The sequence below is a fragment of the Vitreimonas sp. genome (assembly GCF_035627415.1).
GTDB lineage: Bacteria > Pseudomonadota > Alphaproteobacteria > Caulobacterales > Aquidulcibacteraceae > Vitreimonas.
On sequence record NZ_DASPLU010000006.1, the window covers coordinates 38,830 to 58,013 of the forward strand.

Below are 19,184 nucleotides of genomic sequence, written 5' to 3' on the forward strand. Positions count from 1 at the left end.
GCGCGCGGAGCGCGAACCCGGAACCCAGGGGCCACGACGCGCGTCAGTTGCCCCTGGGATCCGGGTTCAATGCTTCGCATTGCCCCGCATTGACGATGACGCTTTAGAACCCGAGCAAACCGGCATACCGATCGCGATGGAAGCTTGCGCCGCCGTACAGCGCCTCAGTGACTCGTGCGCGCTTCAGGTAAAGGCCCGCGTCGTGTTCATCGGTCATGCCGATGCCGCCGTGCAGTTGCACCATTTCGTTGCTGGCGAGATGCACCGTCTCCGAAGCGCGCGCCTTTGCGAGGCTGGCGTATTCGGCAATGTTACTCGAGCTGCGATCCAGCGCATCGAGCGCGGCGAGCACGCACGAGCGCGTCAATTCAAGATCGGTGAACAGCTTTGCCGCGCGGTGCTGCAGCGCCTGGAAGCCCCCGATCACCTGGCCGAACTGGCGGCGTGTCTTGAGATACTCACTGGTGAGCTCGAACGCTTCGCTCGCCTGTCCCACCATTTCCGCGGCAAGTCCGATGCGGGCGCGGTCGAGAATGGCGTCGACGATTTCGGCGCCGCCGTTCATCTTCTCGGCAGCAACCGCATCGAACTTCAAATCCGCCGCGCCGCGCGAATCGGCCGTGATCAGCTCGCGACGCGTGAGCCCCGCAGCATCGCCCTTCACCAGATAAAGCGCATCGGCGCCGGCGACGATGAAGAGATCGGCGATATGGCCGTCGGCGACATACTTCTTTTCGCCGCTCAGCTTGCCTCCCTCGAACTCGAGCTTCGATTTGCCCGGCGCATGGTGCGCCGTCTCCTCGATCGCAATCGTCGCGATCACGTCGCCCGCAGCGATCTTCGGCAACCACTCCGCCTGCTGCGCGTCCGTGCCGGCGAGCAGCAGCGCGCTCGCGCCCGCGCACGCGCTCGAATGCAGCGGCGACGCCACCAGCGTCCGCCCCGCCTCTTCCAGCACCGCGCCCAGCGCGACATGGCCAAGCCCCGCGCCGCCGTATTCTTCCGGCACGATCACCCCGGCAAAACCGAGCGCCGCGATTTCGCGCCAGAGCTCCGGGTCGCGCCCGTTCTGCTTGGCGTCGCGTTGCTTGCGCAGCCGCGCCACCGGCGCCTGCTCGCGGAAGAAATCGCGCGCGGACTCTTTCAGCATGCGCGCGTCGTCAGTGAGTGTGAACGTCATTGCGTGTCCCTCAGGCCCAGCACGCGCTTGGCGACGACGTTGAGATTGATTTCAGTGGTGCCGCCTTCGATCGAATTGCCTTTCGAGCGCAGCCAGCCGCGGGTGATGGCGAGATCGTCCGGCGCAAAGCCTTCGCCGGCCCAGCCGAGCGCGCGGTTGCCCGCCGCTTCCACCATCAGCTCGCAACGCTCCTGGTTCAACGTCGCGCCCGCGACTTTGAACATCGAGGCCATATGGCTGACATTCCCGCCCGCCTTCGCCTCTTCCTGCGCGCGCTGCGTCGTCAGCGCGTAGGCGCGTTCGGTCATCTTGTGCGCGGCGATGCGCGCGCGGAGATCACGATCGGCCAGCGCGCCATCCTCCAGCCCGACATGCTGGCGCGCGATGTCGACCACATCGACGCGCGCGCCGGAGCCGAAGCCGGAAATATTGGTGCGCTCGTACTGCAAGAGACGCTTGGCAATTTCCCAGCCGCCGTTCAGGCGGCCGACCATATTGCCCTTCGGGATCTTCACGTCGCTGAAGAAGGTTTCGCAGAACGGCGATGAGCCCGAGATCAGCTTGATCGGCCGCGTCTCGACGCCTTTGGTCGTCATATCGATCAGCACGAACGAGATGCCTTCGTGCTTCACGCTCGTATCGGTGCGCACCAGGCAGAAGCACCAATCGGCGTAGTTCGCGTACGAGGTCCACACCTTCTGACCGTTGATCAGCCAGTGATCGCCCTTGTCCTCGCACTTCGTCTGCAGCCCGGCGAGATCGCTGCCGGCGCCTGGCTCGGAATAACCTTGGCACCAGCGGATTTCGCCGCGCACGATCTTCGGCAAGTGCTCCTTCTTCTGCTCCTCGTTGGCATATTCGAGCAGCACCGGCCCCAGCATCCAGATGCCGAACGAGAACAGGGCCGGCCGCGCATTGATGCGCTTCAGCTCGCTCTGCAGCACGCGGTTTTCGTCGGCGCTCAAGCCGCCGCCGCCGTACGCTGCCGGCCAAGTCGGCGCGGTCCAGCCCTTGGCGCCCATGCGCTCGAGCCAGAGCTTCTGGTCCGGGTGCTTGAATTCGTAATTGCGTCCGCCCCAGACGAAGTCCTCTTCGCCCGCCAGCGGCGTCCGCATCGAAGCGGGACAATTCTCTTCCAGCCAAGCCCGCGTCTCGGCGCGGAAGGTTTCCAAGTGATCGGTCATCGCGCGTCTTCCTCGCGCGCGAGTTAGCACCATACAGAGGTGTACGTCACCATCACGTTCGGTAAGGGCGTGCGAGCGCTAGGAGGACCCGCCTTCGACAAGCTCAGGCTGACGCTGGAGATTTAGTCAGACGCTGAGAAGAATAGGCTCAGGCTTGTCAGTCGCGTCACCCTGAGCCCGTCGAAGGGCGACGCGTCGCACCTCAGTTGGAGGGCGCCTCTGCGCCCTCCAGCCCTTCCGGCTGGCCCACGACCACGAACGTGTAGGCCTCCGGATTGAACAGCCGGCGGATGACGCGGTTGACGTCCTCCAGCGTCACCGCCCGGATCAGATCGTTGCGGCGGTTGACGTAATCCGCGTCGCGGCCGGCGGCCTGATAGGAATGCACGACCGAAGCGATCTTGGCGTTGGAATCGAGATCGAGCGCGAACGAGCCGGTCAGATAGGTGATGGCGTCATCGACCTCGGCCTGTGTCGCGCCTTCGTTGTAGAGCCGGGCCATCTCCGCGCGGGTGACTTCGATCGCCTCACGCACGTCGCCGTTCTCGCTTTGCGCCGAGCCGCGGATGACGGCGGAAAAATCGCGCACCGAGGGGCTCATGCCGATGCCGTAGACCAGCCCACGCTGCTCGCGCACTTCGCTCATCAGCCGCGAGGAAAATCCGCCGCCGCCCAGAATGTAGTTGGCGACCGCCAGCGGCACCCAATCGGGATCCTCGTCCTGGATGCCGGGCGCCGAGAACAGCACGAGGCTCTGCGGCTGCGGCAGCTCGCGCACGATCAGCGGCGTCGGCGGCGCAAATTGCGTCTCCGCCGGCGTCGGCGGCGCCGAGCCTTGCGGCAGCGGCCCGAAGATCGCATCGAGCATCGCCCCGGCCGCAGCTTCGTCGATGTCGCCGACGATCGTCACCTGCAGCGTGGCGCGGTTGAACAGAGCGGCGCGGCGTTCCTGCAGCGCCGCGCGATTGATCGCCTCGACGCTCTCGCGCGAGGTGCGGCGCGCGTAGGGATGATCCGGATACATCGCCTGATCCAGCGCCAGGTTGGCGATGTAGCTCGGATTGGTCTCGCGGGTGCGGATGCCGACCAGCATCTGCCGCTTGATCCGCGCCAAAGGCTCGGCGTCGAAGCGCGGCTGGTTGAGCGCCAGGCGCGCCATTTCGACGGCCGCCTCGCGGTTTTCACTGAGCGTCGTCAGGCTCATGGCGACGCCGTCCCAGCCGGCGGCGAAGCCCACCGACATGTTGAGCTCCTGCAGCCGCTCCTTGAACGCGTTGGCGTCGAGCGCGCCGGACCCTTCCGTCATCATGTCCGTCATCACGCCGGTGACGCCGGTCAGGTTCGCCGGCTCGATCGCCGAACCGCCGCGCCAATAGGCGCGCATGATGATGATCGGCACCGTGGAATCGGAAACCAGCCAGGCGCTGACCCCGCCCGGCGAAGTGATCTCGCGCACCGGGATCGCGTGCCGCGCCGCGGCGCTTTCGGCGCGCGGCTGCGCGTGCGCCGGCGCGAGCGGCGCCGCCGCCAACCCGAGCGCCAGCGCGAGCGCGACGAACGCCCTCACTGCTCACCCTCCGGCATCAGCCAACCCGTCACAGACGCATCCAGCACCAGCGTCGCGCGCGCCATCGTCAGCGCTTCCTCGCGCGTCACCGCTTCGATGTCGTTCGGCCAATTCACCACATCGTCGATGCTTTCGCCCTGCGCCAGCGAAGCGCCGTAGATGTTGGCCATGCTCTCTTGGCTGTCGCGCGAATAGATCGCCGCCGCCGACAGCGAGGACTTGGCGCGATCGAGTTCCGCTTGCGTCGGCCCTTCGCGCAGATATTGCGCGATCACGTCATCGACCGCCGCTTCCAACCGCTCCAGCGACACGCCTTCGACCGGCGTCGCATAAACCGACACGCTGCCGCCGCCGAGGCCGGACGCGTTGGCGCCGGCGCCGGCGCTCACGGCGATGCGCTGCTCTTCCACCAATGCGCGATAGAGCCGGCTCGTTTCCGAGCCGCCGAGTATCTCGATGGTCACGTCGAGCGCATGCGCTTGGCGGCCCTCGTCGGTGCCGTAGCTGACAGCGCGGTACATGCGCGACAGCGATGGCTGGCGCACTTTCTCGTCGCGATGCGTCACCCGCATCGGCCCGACGCTCGGCGGATCGCTGACCCATTCGCGCGCCGGCAGATCGCGCGTCGGCCGGAGGCGCCCGTAATGGCGCTCGACCAGCGGCCGCAGCTCGGCCGCGTCGACATCGCCGGCGACGACGAGGATCGCGTTATTGGGCGCGTACCAGGTTTGATAGAATTGCAGCGCCGTCTCGCGGTCGAGCGCGTTGATCTCGTGCAGCCAGCCGATCACCGGCGTGCCGTACGGATGATGCGGCCACAGCATCGCCCGCATGCGCTCGCCGAGCACCGCGCCCGGATTGTTGTCGATGCGCTGGCGCCGCTCCTCGGCGATCACGTCGCGCTCGGACGCGAAGGTCTCGTCCGAAAAACGCAGATTGCGCATCCGGTCCGCTTCCATGCTCATGACGAGCTCGAGCCGGTCACGGGCGATGCGCTCGTAATAGGCCGTGTAATCCTGCGCGGTGAACGCGTTGTCGTCGCCGCCATTCCGCGCAACGGTGCGCGAGAACTCGCCCGGCGCGATCCGGCGCGTGCCCTTGAACATCAGGTGTTCGAAGAAGTGCGCCACGCCGGACGAACCGCGCGGCTCGTCCGCGGCGCCGACGCGATACCAGAGCATGTGCGTGACCACCGGCGCGCGGCGATCGGTGATCACCACGACCTGCAGCCCGTTGCGAAGCGTGAAAGTCTCCGGCCGCGGCAGCTCGCGCGCATCGGCGTTCGCGACGAACGCAAATGCCAGAGCGCACGCCGCGAAGGCGGCGCGAAGGCCTGCCCTCAACAAAGCGCTCAGGTGCCCGGCAGCTTGAAGCCGCCGCGATCGCGCTCGATCACGACTTGGCCGCCGCCGGTGGCGCGGCGGATTGCTTCGTCATCCTGCAGACGGCGCGCCTCTTCCTCGGCGTTGAGCGGCGCCGAGCGCGGCGCGCTCGAACCGCCGAACGCCAGCAGGCGATCGACAAAGCCTTCGCTGCGGCGGACGACGCCCTGGCTTTCAAAATCGATCGTGTCGCGGATTTCCGGATCGGCTGCCGTTGCGCCGGCGGCTGCGACCAAAGTGCGCTCGCCCTGGCTGGCGGCGGCGCCGGTGGTCTCACCGAACAGCGCCGTGCGCGCCTCTTGCGTCGGCTCGATCTCGGACGGGCGCGGCTCGCCCGGACGCGGCGGACGCAGATTATAGTCCGGCGGCAGCGTCAGCGGCGCTTGGGTCACGACACGGAATTCGTCCGGCGAGGTCTTGGTCGCGCCGATGGCGCGCGAAACGCTCGCGCAGCCGCTCGCCGCCGTAGCCGCGGCCAGGACCGCCATCAGTGCTAGTTTGGACATCGGACGTCCGCCTCCCTCAAATCTTCAGCGCAGGTTCTAGCTGAGCCCCGGCTCCCAAGCCAAGCCGGACAGCAGCGACGAGGCATCCCGCTTCAGTTTGACCGTTCTGGGGCGAATCCGTCGCTGTTTCAGCTGCCTGAGCCGCGAGAGCCGGAGCGCACCCCGCGCCACCAGGCCTTGATTTGGCTCCAGGCCGTGCCCTTCCCCGGCTCGGTCTCGGCCAGGAAGATCATGTCGGCGGCCAAGAGGATCGCGCCTACGGTGATGGCCGCGTCGGCCACGTTGAACACCCACGGGAACCAAAGGCCGTTGAAGTCGAGGAAGTCGGCGACCGCGCCGAACCGGATGCGGTCGATCACATTGCCCAGCGCCCCGCCGATCACGAGCCCCAGCGCCACCGCCGTCAGCTTCCGCTCCGCGCCCCGCAGCCACCACAGGAAAACGCCTGAAATCACGAAGGAAAGCGCCACCAATCCCCAGCGCGCAAGGTCCTGATCGGCGCGCAAGAGGCCGAAGCTGACGCCGCGGTTCCAGACCATTTGCAGGTCGAAGAACGGGGAAAGCTCGATGAAGCGGCAGCCGTAATTGGCTTCCAGACAGCCCGGCGGGCTGAAATTGGCGCGCTCGAGCACGATCCATTTGGTGATCTGGTCCGCCACCAAAACGATGGCCGACAGGGACAAGCCGAAGCGCAACATGGCCGCGGGTTATGGCTGCGCCGCAAGGCGGCGGCAAGGCGGGGCGTTCGGTCCACCGCGTTCTTGGCCGCGCCGCCGTCGACAAGCTCAGGCTGACGCTACTGACGGAGCCGCGCCGCCTGAGGAAGTGGCGTCACCCGGAGCCTGTCGAAGGGCGACGCCACCCACCGGCGCCAAATGCACGTCGCTCCTCGCTAACCCCGCGCTGCGTCCCAAGTCCGCACCGCTTCCGCGTCGCGCGGGGTGATGTCGGGATAGGCCGGATCGGCGGTCGCGGGATCGAAATACTTCCACGACCGCGCGCACTTCACGCCGGGCGCTTTCTCCACGACCACCGCAATCCCTGCCGTTTCCGGCAAGCGGAACGCATCGGCAGGCCCATCTCCTTCAACGATGCTGATCCCGCTGGTGATGCAAAGCTCGGCGAAGTCCACCGCACGCAGCTTCGCGCGCAAGCCGTCGTCGGCGACGAACACGCGCGGCGCCGCTTCGAGCGCCGCGCCGATCACCTTGTCGCGCCGCGCCACTTCGAGCGCGCCGGTGACCACCGCGCGCGCCTCGCGGAGCTTGGCCATCTCCTCGCCGGCGAAATCGTCTTCCCAGCTCGCCGGCGTCTCGGGGAACGTGCGCAGGTGTACCGACATCGTCTCCGGGAAGCGCACCAGCCACGCCTCCTCCGCAGTGAACGGCAGGATCGGCGCAAGCCAAGCCGTGAGCCGCGAGAACGTCTCATCCAACACCGTGCGGCAGGCGCGGCGCCGGAACGAGGACGGCGCATCGCAATAAAGCGCGTCCTTGCGCACATCCACGTAGAAGGCCGAAAGATCGACGTTGCAGAACTCGACGATCGCCGAGAGCGCGACGCGGAACTGATACGTCGCGTAGGCGTCGCGCACGGTGCGGTCCAGCTCCCAAAGGCGATGCAAGAGCCAGCGTTCGAGCAGCGGCAACGCTTCTCCTCCCCCGCTTGCGGGGGAGGTCGCGAGCGAAGCGAGCGGGAGGGGGGTGTTGTCGACTCCCCCCTCAGTCTCGCGCTGCGCGCTCGACAGCTCCCCCGCGAGCGGGGGAGCATGAACGCGCTCACTCTCCTCAAACCCCTTCGTCGCCCCCAGCAAATACCGCAGCGTGTTGCGCAGCTTGCGATACATCTCGCTCGACTGATCGAGGATGGTCTTGCCGAGCCTGAGATCGTCGCCGTATTCGGCCGCTGCGATCAACAAGCGCAGAATCTCGATCCCGTTCTGCTCGGCGACCTTTTGCGGCTCGACCGTGTTGCCGATGGACTTGGACATCTTCTTGCCCTCCTCGTCCATCGTGAAGCCGTGCGTGATCACTTCGTCGTACGGCGCGCGCCCGCGCGTGGCGCAGCTCTCCAGCAGCGACGAATGAAACCAGCCGCGATGCTGGTCCGAGCCTTCGAGATAGATGGTCGAGACCGGGTTCACGAAGGACGGACGCGTCGGCGCCTCGGGATTGCCGATGACGAAGGCGTGCGTGGAGCCTGAGTCGAACCAGACATCCAGGATGTCCTCGACCTTCTCGAATTCCTCGGCCTTGTACTTACTGCCGAGAAACTCCTGCGCCGGCGTCGCCCACCACACGTCAGCGCCGCCTTCTCTCATCGCCGCGAAGATGCGCGCATCGACTTCGTCGTCCTGCAGGATCGAGCCGTCACTCTTTTTCACGAAGATCGGCAGCGGCACGCCCCAGGCGCGCTGGCGCGACACCAGCCAGTCCGGCCGATCCTCGATCATGCCGCGGATGCGGTTGTAGTCCTTCGTCTCGCCCGTGCGCTTCTGCCCCCAGTCGACGCGGTCGATTTCATCGAGCGCAATCTGGCGGAGCGTCTTGCCGCCGTGGAACGGCTTATCCAGCGCGATGAACCATTGCGGCGTGTTGCGGAAGATCAGCGGCGCCTTGGAGCGCCACGAGTGCGGATAGGAGTGCTTCAACTGCCCGCGCGCGAGCAGCGCGCCGACTTCGATCAGCTTATCCATCACCGCTTTGTTGGCCGGCCCATCCTTGCCGAGGTTCTTGCCCTCAAGCTGCAGGATTTCGAGCCCCTCGAAGCCCGGCGCTTCCTTCGTGAAGCGCCCGTCTTCATCGACCGTGAACGGAATCCCCTCCTGGCCGAAGTTCGCGACCCAGATGTTGAAGTCATCTTGGCCGTGTCCAGGCGCCGTATGCACAAACCCCGTCCCCGCGTCGTCGGTGACGTGATCGCCAGCAAGCAGCGGAACGTCGAATTCGTAAGCGACTCCCCCGCCCCCTTGCGGGGCGGGGGTTGGGGGGTGGGGGGCGTGCAAACGCTCCGGCGCCTGCGCGTCGGAACGCCCCCCCTCCCTACCCTCCCCCGCAAGGGGGGAGGGTCGCCAGTCACGCAGCGGATGCGCGCAAATCAAACCGCTTGGATCGAAGTCCGCCACGCGCTTCCACGACGCAGCTTTCGCCGCGCGCATCACGTCTTCAGCAAGTTTGTCGGCGATCGCCAGTTGCTCGCCGACTTTCACCCAAGGCTCGAACGCCAAGCCCTGCTCGATGCTCTCCACTTGATAGACGCCGTATTTGATCGCCGGCGAAAACGAGATCGCGCGGTTGCCCGGGATCGTCCACGGCGTTGTCGTCCAGATGACGACGGAGATAGGCTTGTCGCTGACGAAGTAAGTTTCTTCGTATTCAGCCGCGATTTTCTTCGCGCGAGTCGCCCCCGCCGCGACAGCAGGGCGATGTCCGACCACCGGAAACTTCACCCAAATCGTCGGGCTCGTTTTCTCCGCGTACTCCACTTCCGCTTCCGCCAGCGAAGTCCGCTCCACCGGGCTCCACATCACGGGCTTGCTGCCGCGATACACCAGCCCCGTCCGCACCACGCGCAAGAACTCACGCGCGATCGCCGCTTCGGCTTCGAAGCTCATCGTCGTGTAATACTTGTCCCAATCCGCTTCGATGCCGAGGCGCTTGAACTCTTCGCGCTGCAGCGGGATCCACTTGTCCGCATACGCGCGGCAGGCGCGGCGAAACTCGACCGCCGGCACGTCCGCCTTCTTCCGTCCCGCCTTGCGGAAATCCTCTTCGACCTTCCACTCGATCGGCAGGCCGTGGCAGTCCCAGCCCGGCACATAATCGCAATCGTAGCCCGCCATCTGCTTGGTGCGGACAACGAAGTCCTTGAGGATCTTGTTCTCGGCGTGCCCGATATGGATCGGCCCGTTCGCGTACGGAGGCCCATCGTGAAACACGACCTTCGGCCGATCCGCCGCTTCCTTGCGCAGCAAATGATAAAGCCCGATCTCGGCCCAGCGCTTCACGCGCTCGGGCTCCTTCTTCGGCAGCCCTGCGCGCAGCGGAAAGGGATCGCCCGGCAGGTCGGGCAAAAACACGGTCTCGCGATAATCGCGACCAGTTGGCGCATCGGCCATCGGTCTGGTTCTCCAGTGAAGCGAATGTGATCTAGCCGATCCCGGTCCCGCGGAGCGAGAGCTCGACGCGGGCCGGGCCTCAAATTCGAGGCGCTATGCGACGGAAACGCGAAACGGCGGCCATGCGTTCGGCTGTAACATTCCCGTCCGCGGAACGCCACATGCATTGCTCCGGGGACCCGAGAGGTTTACATGCCCCGCCGCCCGTTAAGAACAGCAACCGTTCCGATGACCACCGCCCACGACTTCTCCTTCGTCAAATTGAACGAGCCCGGCGAGATCAAGCTGGCCGATTACGCCGGCAAAGCTGTGCTGGTGGTGAACGTCGCCTCGGCGTGTGGTTTCACCTCGCAGTATCGCGAGCTCGAAGCGCTCTACGAGGCCAAGGTCGGCAAGGGCCTCGTCGTCGTCGGCGTGCCATGCAACGATTTCGGCCATCAGGAATCCGGCAGCGAGCGCGAGATCCGCGAATTCTGCGACGCCTCTTATCACGTGACGTTTCCGATGACGGCCAAAGTCGAAATCGTGCCGTCGGCGCGGCGCCATCCATTCTATCAGTGGGTCGCCGATGAACTGGGCGACGGCGCGCTGCCGCGCTGGAACTTCCACAAATACCTGATCGGCAAGGACGGCGCGCTGCTCGAAGCCTTCCCGTCCAAAGCGGCGCCGCTCGGCCCCGACATGCTCGAAGCCATCAATCACGCGCTCGCGGCCTAAGACCAAAACAGCGCGTCGGGCGCGAAACACTGAACTGCCCAGGCTACGTCGTTCTGAGTTCTTCCGCGCAGCGCGTACGCGAACGCGAAGCATTCTCACGACACCGGGTGCAATCGCTGGCCGCTTCAAGCAGTGCTTGCGTCGTATTCCCGCAGGTTTATTGTGCCATTGGCGGATGGATTATGAACGCTAGCGCACATCGTGCAGACGAAAAAACGGTCGCGCGCGCGCCCGATCGGGGCGTCGCCCGGCGGCAGGCCTTCCTCCACGCAGCGCGCACGGTATTCCTGGAGCAGGGCTACGAAGCCGCCAGCGTCAACGATGTCGTGCGCCTCGCCGGCGGATCGCTGGCGACGCTCTACGCTCAGTTCGGCAACAAGGAAGGCCTCTTCCTCGCGATCATCCAGGACGAGCACGAACGCCTCACCGAAGCGATGACGCCGAAATGCGTCGATCACCTGCCGCTTGAGCAGGGCCTGCAGCAGATCGGCGAGCAATTCCTGCGCACGATCCTGACCCGCGAAAGCCTCGCGTTCTTCCGCATCGTCGTCGGCGAAGGACGCAAATTCCCGCAATCGGTGCAGCGTTACGTCTTCACCGGCGCCGACAAGGTCCGCGAAGTGGTGGTCAAGTACCTCCGCCACGCCGCGCCCGAGTTCAAAGGCGACTACGATTCCGTCGCCTCCTATTTCCTCGAAGTGCTGCGCAGCCGCCATCAATACCGCGCGCTCGCCGACGACGCTTATGCGCTGAGCGACGCCGAATTCGCGGCGCATGTCGGCCACGCCGTCCGCTTCATCGTCAACGGCCTGCGTCTCTACTGAGCTGAATCTTGGCGCCGCGGCGCGTTCAGCGTTCATTCAGCTACGGTTCAGCCGCGCTCCCGCATCTTCAACATTGCGAGGGTGTGTCCGTGCGACACACAGGGAGCCTCAACATGAAGAAAGCCCTCATTGCGGCGCTGGCCGCTTTGAGCGCGACAGCCTGGGTAGCGACGCCTGCCTATGCTCAGCGCGACGACCGAGGCAGGCACGAACGCGGCGACGACGACCGCGGCGGCCGGCGCGGCGACAATGACAATCATCGCGGCCGCGGCGACGGCAACCGCGACCGCGGCGATCGCGGCGATCGCGGACGCGATCACGACAACGGCGATCGCGGCCGGCGCGGCGGCGACAATTCCGGACTGCGCGGCGGGCCCCGCGACCATGGCGGCCCGCGCGCGGATGCGCCGCGTCACCGCCCGCAACAGCCGGCGGTCGTCAACCAGGGCCGCGGCGACGAGCGTGGCCGCGGTCGTGGCGAATGGCGTGGCCGCGGCGACAATGACGGCCGAGGTCATGGCGATTTCGGCCGCGGACGCGGCGACAACAACGACGGCCGCAATTGGGACGGCCGGGGCCGTGGCGACCACAGCGGCCGTGGCCGCGACCATGACGGCCGCGGACGCGGCGACTGGGACGGCCGCGGTCGCGGCGACAATGACGGCCGTGGCGACTGGCGCGGTCGCGACAACAACGGCCATGGCCGCGGCGATTGGGACGGTCGCGGTCGTGACAACGACGGCCGTGGCCGCGGCGACTGGGACGGACGTGGCCGCGACAACGATGGCCGCGGACGCGGCGACTGGGACGGACGCGGGCGCGGCGACAACGACGGTCACTGGCGCGGCCGCGGGCGCGACTTCTCGCACGGCGATTGGGGCCGCGATCGTCACCGCGACGACGATCGCTGGCGCCGCTGGCGCCACACCCACCGCGACTGGGATCGCCCGCGCTACCGCGACTGGCGCCATGTCCGGCACGGCTACTACTTCGATCGCGGCTATTCGATCATCGTCGGCGGCTTCTGGGGCCACAATTATTATTGGTGGGGCTACGACGGCTGGCGCCGTCCGTACCGCCCGTGGCGCGTCGGCTACGTGCTGCCGTACGAGCTCTACTGGGAGCCGATCCCCTACGATCTCTACTACCGGCTGCCGCCTGCCCCGTACGGCTGCCGCTATGTGATGGTCGATCGCGACATCCTGCTTATCGTGGTGTCGAGCGGCCTGATCCTCGATGCGCTGATGTATTACTGACCCAGCGCATCGTCTCTGTACGCACAGAAACTGGAGCCGCCCCGCAAGGGGCGGCTCTTTTCTTTGCCAGCGATCAGCTGAAGAACATCGCCCAGATCACCCGCCCCGGCGCAATCGCCGTCACGCCGGCGATGACGAGGCCGATATAGAGCCCGGTCATGGCCCGCGCGTGCGACATCGCCTTCACACGCGCGAGCCAGACCGCCAGCGGCACGCCGATCAGCGCCATTAGTGAGAAGATGTGGATCGGGCTCAACTGACCGTCGCGCATGTCGCGAATGAAAAACGTCGCGATCGCCGTCGCCAACATTGCGCTCGCCCAGATCCAGCCGAACACGCGGTGCGCGCCCGTCCCCTTCGGCAGCACGAATTGAACCGGCCCCAGCAGCAGCGCAGTCGCGACCGTCCAGACGTGGAATTGCACCAGCCAGCTCTGTTGCAGCAACGGCGCGAGGTCGAACTTGAGCCGCTGCGGCGCCGCCACGCCGAGCGCGCCGGGCGTCAGCGCGAGCACCGCCACCATCACGACGAAGCAGCCAATGAAAATGACGAGGCTCGTGCGACGGTCGCGGGCGCTGTCGGAATGCTTCAGCGGCAAATCCATGAGTTACTTTGATATACAAAGTTCTCTGTCATGGCAATGAGAAAATCTTACCGCCGCGCGGCTGTTGACCTCCCGCGGCCGGGCCCCTAAATGCCGCCCGTTAGCAACCGAGCGCGGCGAGTGCCAAACTGGCCGCTCGGAGCTAAAAGGCCTTAAAACAAGGGAGTAGCTACGTGGCGAACTTTCGTCCCCTGCACGACCGCGTCGTCGTGAAGCGCGTCAAGGAAGAAGAGAAGACCAAGGGCGGGATCATCATCCCGGACACCGCTCAGGAAAAGCCGCAAGAAGGCGAAGTCGTCGCCGTCGGCCCGGGCGCCCGCGATGAAGACGGCGAGTACATCAAGATGGACGTGAAGGTCGGCGACCGCATCCTGTTCGGCAAATGGTCGGGCACGGAAGTGAAGATCGACGGCGAGGACCTCCTCATCATGAAGGAGTCCGACATCATGGGCGTCATCGAGACGAAGAAGGCGAAGAAGGAAGCGGCCTAACGGCTGCCGGGCAGTAGGCAGTGGGCAATAGGCAGTAGGCGCACCGCGCCAGCCTCACGCTCAGCGCCCCTACTGCCCACTGCCTACTGCCTACTGCCCTTCTCCATCGGTTGAATTCAAACTCAGAGGTACACACACCATGGCTGCCAAAGTAGTCAACTTCGGCTCCGACGCCCGCGAGCGCATGCTCCAAGGCGTCGACATCCTCGCCAACGCGGTGAAGGTCACGCTCGGCCCGAAGGGCCGCAACGTCGTGATCGAAAAGTCGTTCGGCGCCCCGCGCACCACCAAGGACGGCGTCACCGTCGCCAAGGAAATCGAACTCGAAGACAAGTTCATGAACATGGGCGCTCAGCTCATTCGTGAAGTCGCTTCGAAGACCAATGACGAAGCCGGCGACGGCACCACCACCGCCACCGTGCTCGCCCAAGCCATCGTCCGCGAAGGCATGAAGGCCGTCGCCTCGGGCCGCAATCCGATGGATCTGCGCCGCGGCATCGACAAGGCGACCGCCGCCATCGTCGAAGACCTAAAGACCCGCTCGCGCAAAGTGAAGGGCTCCGAAGAGATCGCCCAAGTCGGCACCATCTCGGCCAACGGCGACACCGACATCGGCAAGTTCCTGGCCGACGCGATGGCCAAGGTCGGCAACGAAGGCGTCATCACGGTCGAAGAAGCAAAGTCGCTCGAGACCGAACTCGAAGTGGTCGAAGGCATGCAGTTCGACCGCGGCTACTTGAGCCCGTACTTCATCACCAACGCCGACAAGATGGAAGCGACGCTCGACGACCCGATGATTCTTCTGTTCGAGAAGAAGCTCAGCTCGCTGCAGCCGATGCTCCCGGTGCTCGAAGCCGTGGTGCAATCGCAGCGCCCGCTGCTGATCATCGCTGAAGACGTCGAAGGCGAAGCCCTCGCCACGCTCGTCGTCAACAAGCTGCGCGGCGGCTTGAAGGTCGCGGCGGTGAAGGCGCCGGGCTTCGGCGACCGCCGCAAGGCCATGCTGGAAGACATCGCCATCCTGACGGGCGGCCAAGTCATCAGCGAAGACCTCGGCATCAAGCTCGAGAACGTTACCCTCGACATGCTCGGCAAGGCCAAGAAGGTCGTCGTGAAGAAGGACGACACCACCGTCGTCGACGGCGCCGGCGCCAAGGCCGACATCGAAGGCCGCATCGGCCAGATCCGCCGCCAGATCGAGGACACCACGTCCGACTATGACCGCGAGAAGCTGCAAGAACGTCTGGCCAAGCTCGCCGGCGGCGTTGCGGTGATCAAGGTCGGCGGCGCGACCGAAGTCGAAGTGAAGGAGCGCAAGGACCGCGTTGACGACGCGCTGAACGCCACCCGCGCCGCGGTGGAAGAAGGCATCGTCCCCGGCGGCGGCACCGCGCTGCTGCGCGCGGCGTTCAAGCTCAACCTCAAGGGCGACAACGAAGACCAGAACGTCGGCATCACCATCGTCAAAAAGGCGCTGGAAGCCCCGATCCGTCAGATCGTGGAAAACGCCGGCGTCGAAGGCTCGATCGTGGTCGGCAAGCTGCGCGACTCCAAGGACGACAATTTCGGCTTCAATGCGCAAACCGAAGAATATGTCGACCTGGTGAAGGCGGGCATCATCGACCCGGTGAAGGTGGTCCGCACCGCGCTGCAAGACGCAGCCTCGGTCGCCGGCCTCATCATCACCACGGAAGCCTCGATCGCCGAAGCGCCGAAGAAGGAAGCCGCCGGCGGCGGCATGCCCGGCGGCGGCATGGGCGGCATGGGCGGCATGGATTTCTGATCGGCCACAGCCGATCACCCCGGATGGCGACACATCGCCATTCCGGGGTCCATGCAAGACCAAGCACCAAAACGGAAACGGCGGAGCGCAAGCTCCGCCGTTTTTCTTGTGACCGCTCCCGGTCCATATTTCAGGCTACGCCTTTCGCCATCCGATAACGCCCCCGGCCCAGGAACTCGATGAAGCCTTTGTCTCGCAACACCTGAAGCTGCTGACGCATCTTCTCTCGTACGTGCTGATTGCCAGGATAGAGCTGCTGCATGTGCGCTTCGAACGCATACACATCGGACAACTCGAACTCGGCGCGTCCGATAGACTCAGTGCACTTCAGCACTTCCAGCAGCCAACCTCGGCTCTCCAGCCGCATGTCTTGCAGGAACGCAGTCCTGCTCCAATTCTCAAGAACCAAGTCCTTCGGCAGAGCTGCGCCGTTACGCACGACGTAAATGCGGCCAGCCTCGGGCACCTTGCTCAGCAAGATGTTACAGCCGACCCAACCCGCGCGGCGCGCGGTCGCCTTCAGCGGCTTTCGCGCCTCGATGATGTCCGGCACGAAGAAGTGCTTCGGCACCACAGCGACATTGGTCACCGCATGCCGCGCACGATCGTACGAGAGCAGCATAAGGCTCGGATTGTTGCCGGCGGCCAGCCGCTCCAACATCGTTCGGTACGCGCCATCCGGCACTCGGTCGCTCTTCCGCGCCTGACTCTTGAGTTCGTATTCTTCCTTGCAGGTGTCGCAAACGAGATCGCCCACAGGCGTATTGTTCGGAAGCTGGCGCAGTCGTTCCGCGCCGCAATTCAGGCAATAGAGCTCCCGCCCCGCCCATTCCTCAGTCCAGAAACGGGCGCGCTGACTTCCGCTATCATACGGAACGCTCTCTTCGCGAAATCCGAGCCTCACCTTCGCCCTCGACCTTACGCAGCGCCGAGGATCGTCTCGCCCGGTTAATGATCATTCAAACGGACTCGCGCGCCACGCAAAGCCGTCAAAGATAAGCGCCTGTTAAGGCGTCCCTCTCTTTCGTTTCGCTCGGCTCAACTTCTAGATTGCACGAGGGGCAGCGATCATTGCAGTCGCAGTCGTGAAGATCGACCCACACCTCGCCGCATTCGCACTCGAACCGGCGTTCAAAATATACGCCAAACTCCGGCGGCCACGGCGGATCGAAGCCATCCGGATTGTCGACTGAATCGAGCCAGTCCGGTGGATTTTCGGGAAGTCGCGGACGCGGTACGTGCATGAGCAACGGCTCCATATCTGCGCGCGCCAATCTACCCACCTTCAATCACAAATCCAACGTCTGGTAGAAGACGCGCAAGGAGGGAGGCGCGGACGGCGTGCGGCGGCGGCATTGCCCTCGGCACGCGGCACGCGCAAGGGCCCGACGGCCTCGGGCACCCGCAGGGAGTCTTGGAAGACCTACGCACCATTCGGCTTCCGTGAAGAAAGCGGCGCTCTTCGACATGTAACCGCTCAGGTCCGCGCTACTGCACGTCCTCGAACATGTCCGAGCCGATGTCGCGGGAGCCGTGCAACACACGGATGATCTCGATCCCGTCCACGCGCGGCAAATAAAACAGCACGAGCGGTCGCACAGGGAAAGAGCGCAAGTCCTGACGGAGTTCCGGCCTCAGGCGGCCGACAAGAGGATGCTCCTCCAGCAATCGCGCGCCCTGTTCGATGCGATCAAGCAGCTTGTACGCCGCGGCCGGGCTGCGTTCGCCATAAAAAAGCGCAAGTTCGATAAGGTCGGCCCGCGCTCTGCTCGACCGCCGTATCATGCCTATTCGGCAGCAGCGCGTTCGGCGAGGCGTGCGGCCACTTCCCGGCGCACGTCGTCCATGTCCCAGTCCTCGAACGGCCCGTCGACGCCTTCGGCGATCGCGGCTTTAAGAGCGCCGCGCTTTTCTTCCCAAGCACTGGCGCGACGGTCGAGATCGACCAGCGCGGCTCGGAAAATCGCCTCGTCACTCTCGAACTGACCAGTCGCGCGCAGCCGCGCGACAATGGCGGACAACTCGGGGGACAGCACCACCTGCATGGCGTCCTTTTATCACGCCAGCGGCTCCCGAGCCAGCGCCCGGCGCCTCCGCCCGATTTGACCTTCACCGAGCCCAGCGGCCAAAACTGCCCCGTGATCTTCCTCCGCCGCATCGCCGCCCTCTGCGCCGCAGCGCTCCTCGCCGCCTGCGCGCATGCGGACGCGCCGCGCCACACCTACCCGCGCTTCTCCCCGCTCGCGCGCGGCGAAATCAGCTTCCGCCGCGCCGCCAACGGCGCACAATATCCCACCTACCGGGCGCACCGCGCGCAGACTTGCGCGCCCGCGCCGCAAGGCGATCTCCGTCAGCGCCTGGTCGATCTCGCCGTGCAGGAATGGGCGCGCTTCGGCTATCCGCTGTCGCAGCGCGCCAGCGCGAGCGAGCTGCGCCACGTCTTCCCCGAACTGCCGCACACCAACGCGCGCCCCTACACCGAACGCGATCCGGTCATGCTGCAAGCGGTCGGCGGCTATTGGGCGGCGCTCAGCGGCGTGCGCAGCGGCCGCGTCGCCAACACCGGCCGCTACGAAATCCGCAACGCCAACGCGCTCTGGCGCCGCCACGCGCGCGAGCACCGCGCCAATCCGGGCTGGTCGACGCCGTGGTCGGCTGCGTTCATCTCCTGGCTCATGTGCGAAGCCGGCGCCGAAAACTTCCGCCGCTCCTGGGCCCACCGCGACTATGTCGACGCCGCCATCGCCGCCAGCGATGAACGCGCCGCGCATCGCTATCTTGCACACGAAACCGATCGCCTGCCGACCATCGGCGATCTGCTCTGCAGCGGCCGCGCCGACTATCGCCCGAACGGTCTCGCCGCCCGCCGCGACAACCGCGACGAGGCGCAGATGCATTGCGATCTTGTCGTCGCCATCGATGGGCCGACCGGCCTCGCGCTCGCCATCGGCGGCAATGTCGACAACGCCGTCTCGCTCGTCCCCTATCGCCTCACTTTCATCGGCGGCGCCTGGCGCGTGCGCTCGGTCTGCCATGGAGAAAAGCTCTGCTCCGATGAGCGCCTGTTCGCCGTGCTCGCGCTCGACGCGCCCGCCAGCGACGCTGCGCTCATGCGCGCGCCTCATCTCACGGCCCGCCCGGAGCAACCGCCGCCGCGCTTCCGATAGCAAGGTTTGGCTCGCGAGTTGGCCGCTCACGCTTGCCGCTTGGCGGGGCCTTTGCGGGGATGGGCGGCGTCTCTATCCCCGCGCTTTTTCGCGCAAGCCGTTGAAAACACACGCAGCGCACAAAAGAAATCCGACCGCGCCTGAGCTGGCGTATAATGCCCTTGCTCTCACACGAGAGGATTTCGAAGAGCTCCGAAACTTTGGAATGTGAGCGCATCGACCGGCGCGGCAGGCGTCGCTTCGATGGAGGAGGAGCGTTGTGATCGCTGTGAAGTCGTCGTGTCGCCGTGGTAAAAAAACACGAAGGCACACCGTTCACAAAGAAACGACGTGACGCCCATCGTTGAGGAAGTCCGCGGACGTGGGATGTCGAGAGGGCCCTTGCAGAGGGTACGACGCTTTCCAG

At 65.6% G+C, this 19,184-nt stretch carries 17 protein-coding genes; 6 read left to right on the forward strand and 11 right to left on the reverse strand.

Annotated features, from left to right (window positions below; genetic code table 11):
* Positions 1-103: 103 nt before the first annotated feature.
* The 7 genes from VEA80_RS03325 to ileS all read right to left on the reverse strand — a co-directional run bounded on the left by VEA80_RS03325 (position 104) and on the right by ileS (position 9,936).
* Positions 104-1,180 (reverse strand): acyl-CoA dehydrogenase family protein, encoded by a 1,077-nt coding sequence (locus VEA80_RS03325; protein ID WP_325059268.1) that lies wholly within the window; start codon positions 1,178-1,180, stop codon positions 104-106.
* Positions 1,177-2,364, reverse strand: a complete 1,188-nt coding sequence (locus VEA80_RS03330; RefSeq protein ID WP_325059269.1) for an acyl-CoA dehydrogenase family protein — start codon at positions 2,362-2,364, stop codon at positions 1,177-1,179. The genes VEA80_RS03325 and VEA80_RS03330 overlap by 4 nt, the downstream gene beginning before the upstream one ends.
* Positions 2,365-2,566: 202 nt before the next feature.
* The gene (locus tag VEA80_RS03335) at positions 2,567-3,931 is read right to left on the reverse strand and encodes a pitrilysin family protein (protein ID WP_325059270.1); all 1,365 of its coding nucleotides are present in this window, start codon (positions 3,929-3,931) and stop codon (positions 2,567-2,569) included.
* Positions 3,928-5,274, reverse strand: coding sequence for a pitrilysin family protein (locus VEA80_RS03340; protein WP_325059271.1), 1,347 nt, complete (start codon positions 5,272-5,274; stop codon positions 3,928-3,930). Before VEA80_RS03340 ends, VEA80_RS03335 begins: the two co-directional genes overlap by 4 nt.
* 8 nt (positions 5,275-5,282) lie before the next feature.
* Complete coding sequence (locus tag VEA80_RS03345; RefSeq protein WP_325059272.1) at positions 5,283-5,819, reverse strand: DUF3035 domain-containing protein; 537 nt, start codon at positions 5,817-5,819, stop codon at positions 5,283-5,285.
* A 128-nt stretch (positions 5,820-5,947) separates the two neighbouring features.
* Complete coding sequence (gene lspA, locus VEA80_RS03350) at positions 5,948-6,517, reverse strand: signal peptidase II (protein WP_325059273.1); 570 nt, start codon at positions 6,515-6,517, stop codon at positions 5,948-5,950.
* Positions 6,518-6,711: 194 nt separating this feature from the next.
* A complete protein-coding gene (gene ileS / locus VEA80_RS03355) occupies positions 6,712-9,936 on the reverse strand; it encodes an isoleucine--tRNA ligase (protein ID WP_325059274.1) in 3,225 nt (1,074 codons plus the stop codon).
* Between the two features lie 228 nt (positions 9,937-10,164).
* On the opposite strand from ileS, the gene VEA80_RS03360 reads away from it, so the two are divergent.
* The 3 genes from VEA80_RS03360 (at position 10,165) to VEA80_RS03370 (ending at position 12,733) form a co-directional block, all read left to right on the forward strand.
* Positions 10,165-10,653 carry a glutathione peroxidase gene (locus tag VEA80_RS03360; RefSeq protein ID WP_325059275.1) on the forward strand — a complete coding sequence of 163 codons (489 nt, stop codon included), beginning with the start codon at positions 10,165-10,167 and terminating at the stop codon, positions 10,651-10,653.
* 182 nt (positions 10,654-10,835) lie between these two features.
* Positions 10,836-11,477 (forward strand): TetR/AcrR family transcriptional regulator, encoded by a 642-nt coding sequence (locus VEA80_RS03365; protein WP_325059276.1) that lies wholly within the window; start codon positions 10,836-10,838, stop codon positions 11,475-11,477.
* A gap of 113 nt (positions 11,478-11,590) precedes the next feature.
* Positions 11,591-12,733: a hypothetical protein gene (locus tag VEA80_RS03370; RefSeq protein ID WP_325059277.1), complete on the forward strand. Its 1,143-nt coding sequence runs from the start codon at positions 11,591-11,593 to the stop codon at positions 12,731-12,733.
* A gap of 73 nt (positions 12,734-12,806) precedes the next feature.
* Here VEA80_RS03370 and VEA80_RS03375 read toward each other — a convergent pair whose 3' ends face one another.
* On the reverse strand, positions 12,807-13,337 hold the full coding sequence (locus tag VEA80_RS03375) for a DUF2306 domain-containing protein (RefSeq protein ID WP_325059278.1): 531 nt from the start codon (positions 13,335-13,337) through the stop codon (positions 12,807-12,809).
* A gap of 173 nt (positions 13,338-13,510) precedes the next feature.
* On the opposite strand from VEA80_RS03375, the gene groES reads away from it, so the two are divergent.
* Together groES and groL are read left to right on the forward strand one after the other, a co-directional pair.
* Entirely contained in the window at positions 13,511-13,828 is a 318-nt protein-coding gene (gene groES / locus VEA80_RS03380; RefSeq protein WP_325059279.1) for a co-chaperone GroES, read from the forward strand.
* A gap of 139 nt (positions 13,829-13,967) precedes the next feature.
* Complete coding sequence (gene groL, locus VEA80_RS03385) at positions 13,968-15,611, forward strand: chaperonin GroEL (protein ID WP_325059280.1); 1,644 nt, start codon at positions 13,968-13,970, stop codon at positions 15,609-15,611.
* 130 nt (positions 15,612-15,741) lie between these two features.
* Here groL and VEA80_RS03390 read toward each other — a convergent pair whose 3' ends face one another.
* From VEA80_RS03390 to VEA80_RS03400, 3 genes are all read right to left on the reverse strand, one after another.
* On the reverse strand, positions 15,742-16,515 hold the full coding sequence (locus tag VEA80_RS03390) for a DpnI domain-containing protein (protein ID WP_325059281.1): 774 nt from the start codon (positions 16,513-16,515) through the stop codon (positions 15,742-15,744).
* Between the two features lie 584 nt (positions 16,516-17,099).
* Positions 17,100-17,396 (reverse strand): type II toxin-antitoxin system RelE/ParE family toxin, encoded by a 297-nt coding sequence (locus VEA80_RS03395; RefSeq protein ID WP_325059282.1) that lies wholly within the window; start codon positions 17,394-17,396, stop codon positions 17,100-17,102.
* A 2-nt stretch (positions 17,397-17,398) separates the two neighbouring features.
* Positions 17,399-17,656, reverse strand: coding sequence for a hypothetical protein (locus VEA80_RS03400; RefSeq protein ID WP_325059283.1), 258 nt, complete (start codon positions 17,654-17,656; stop codon positions 17,399-17,401).
* Positions 17,657-17,749: 93 nt separating this feature from the next.
* Here VEA80_RS03400 and VEA80_RS03405 point away from each other — a divergent pair, with 93 nt between their 5' ends.
* Positions 17,750-18,778, forward strand: coding sequence for a DUF2272 domain-containing protein (locus VEA80_RS03405; RefSeq protein WP_325059284.1), 1,029 nt, complete (start codon positions 17,750-17,752; stop codon positions 18,776-18,778).
* The last annotated feature ends 406 nt before the right edge of the window (positions 18,779-19,184 follow it).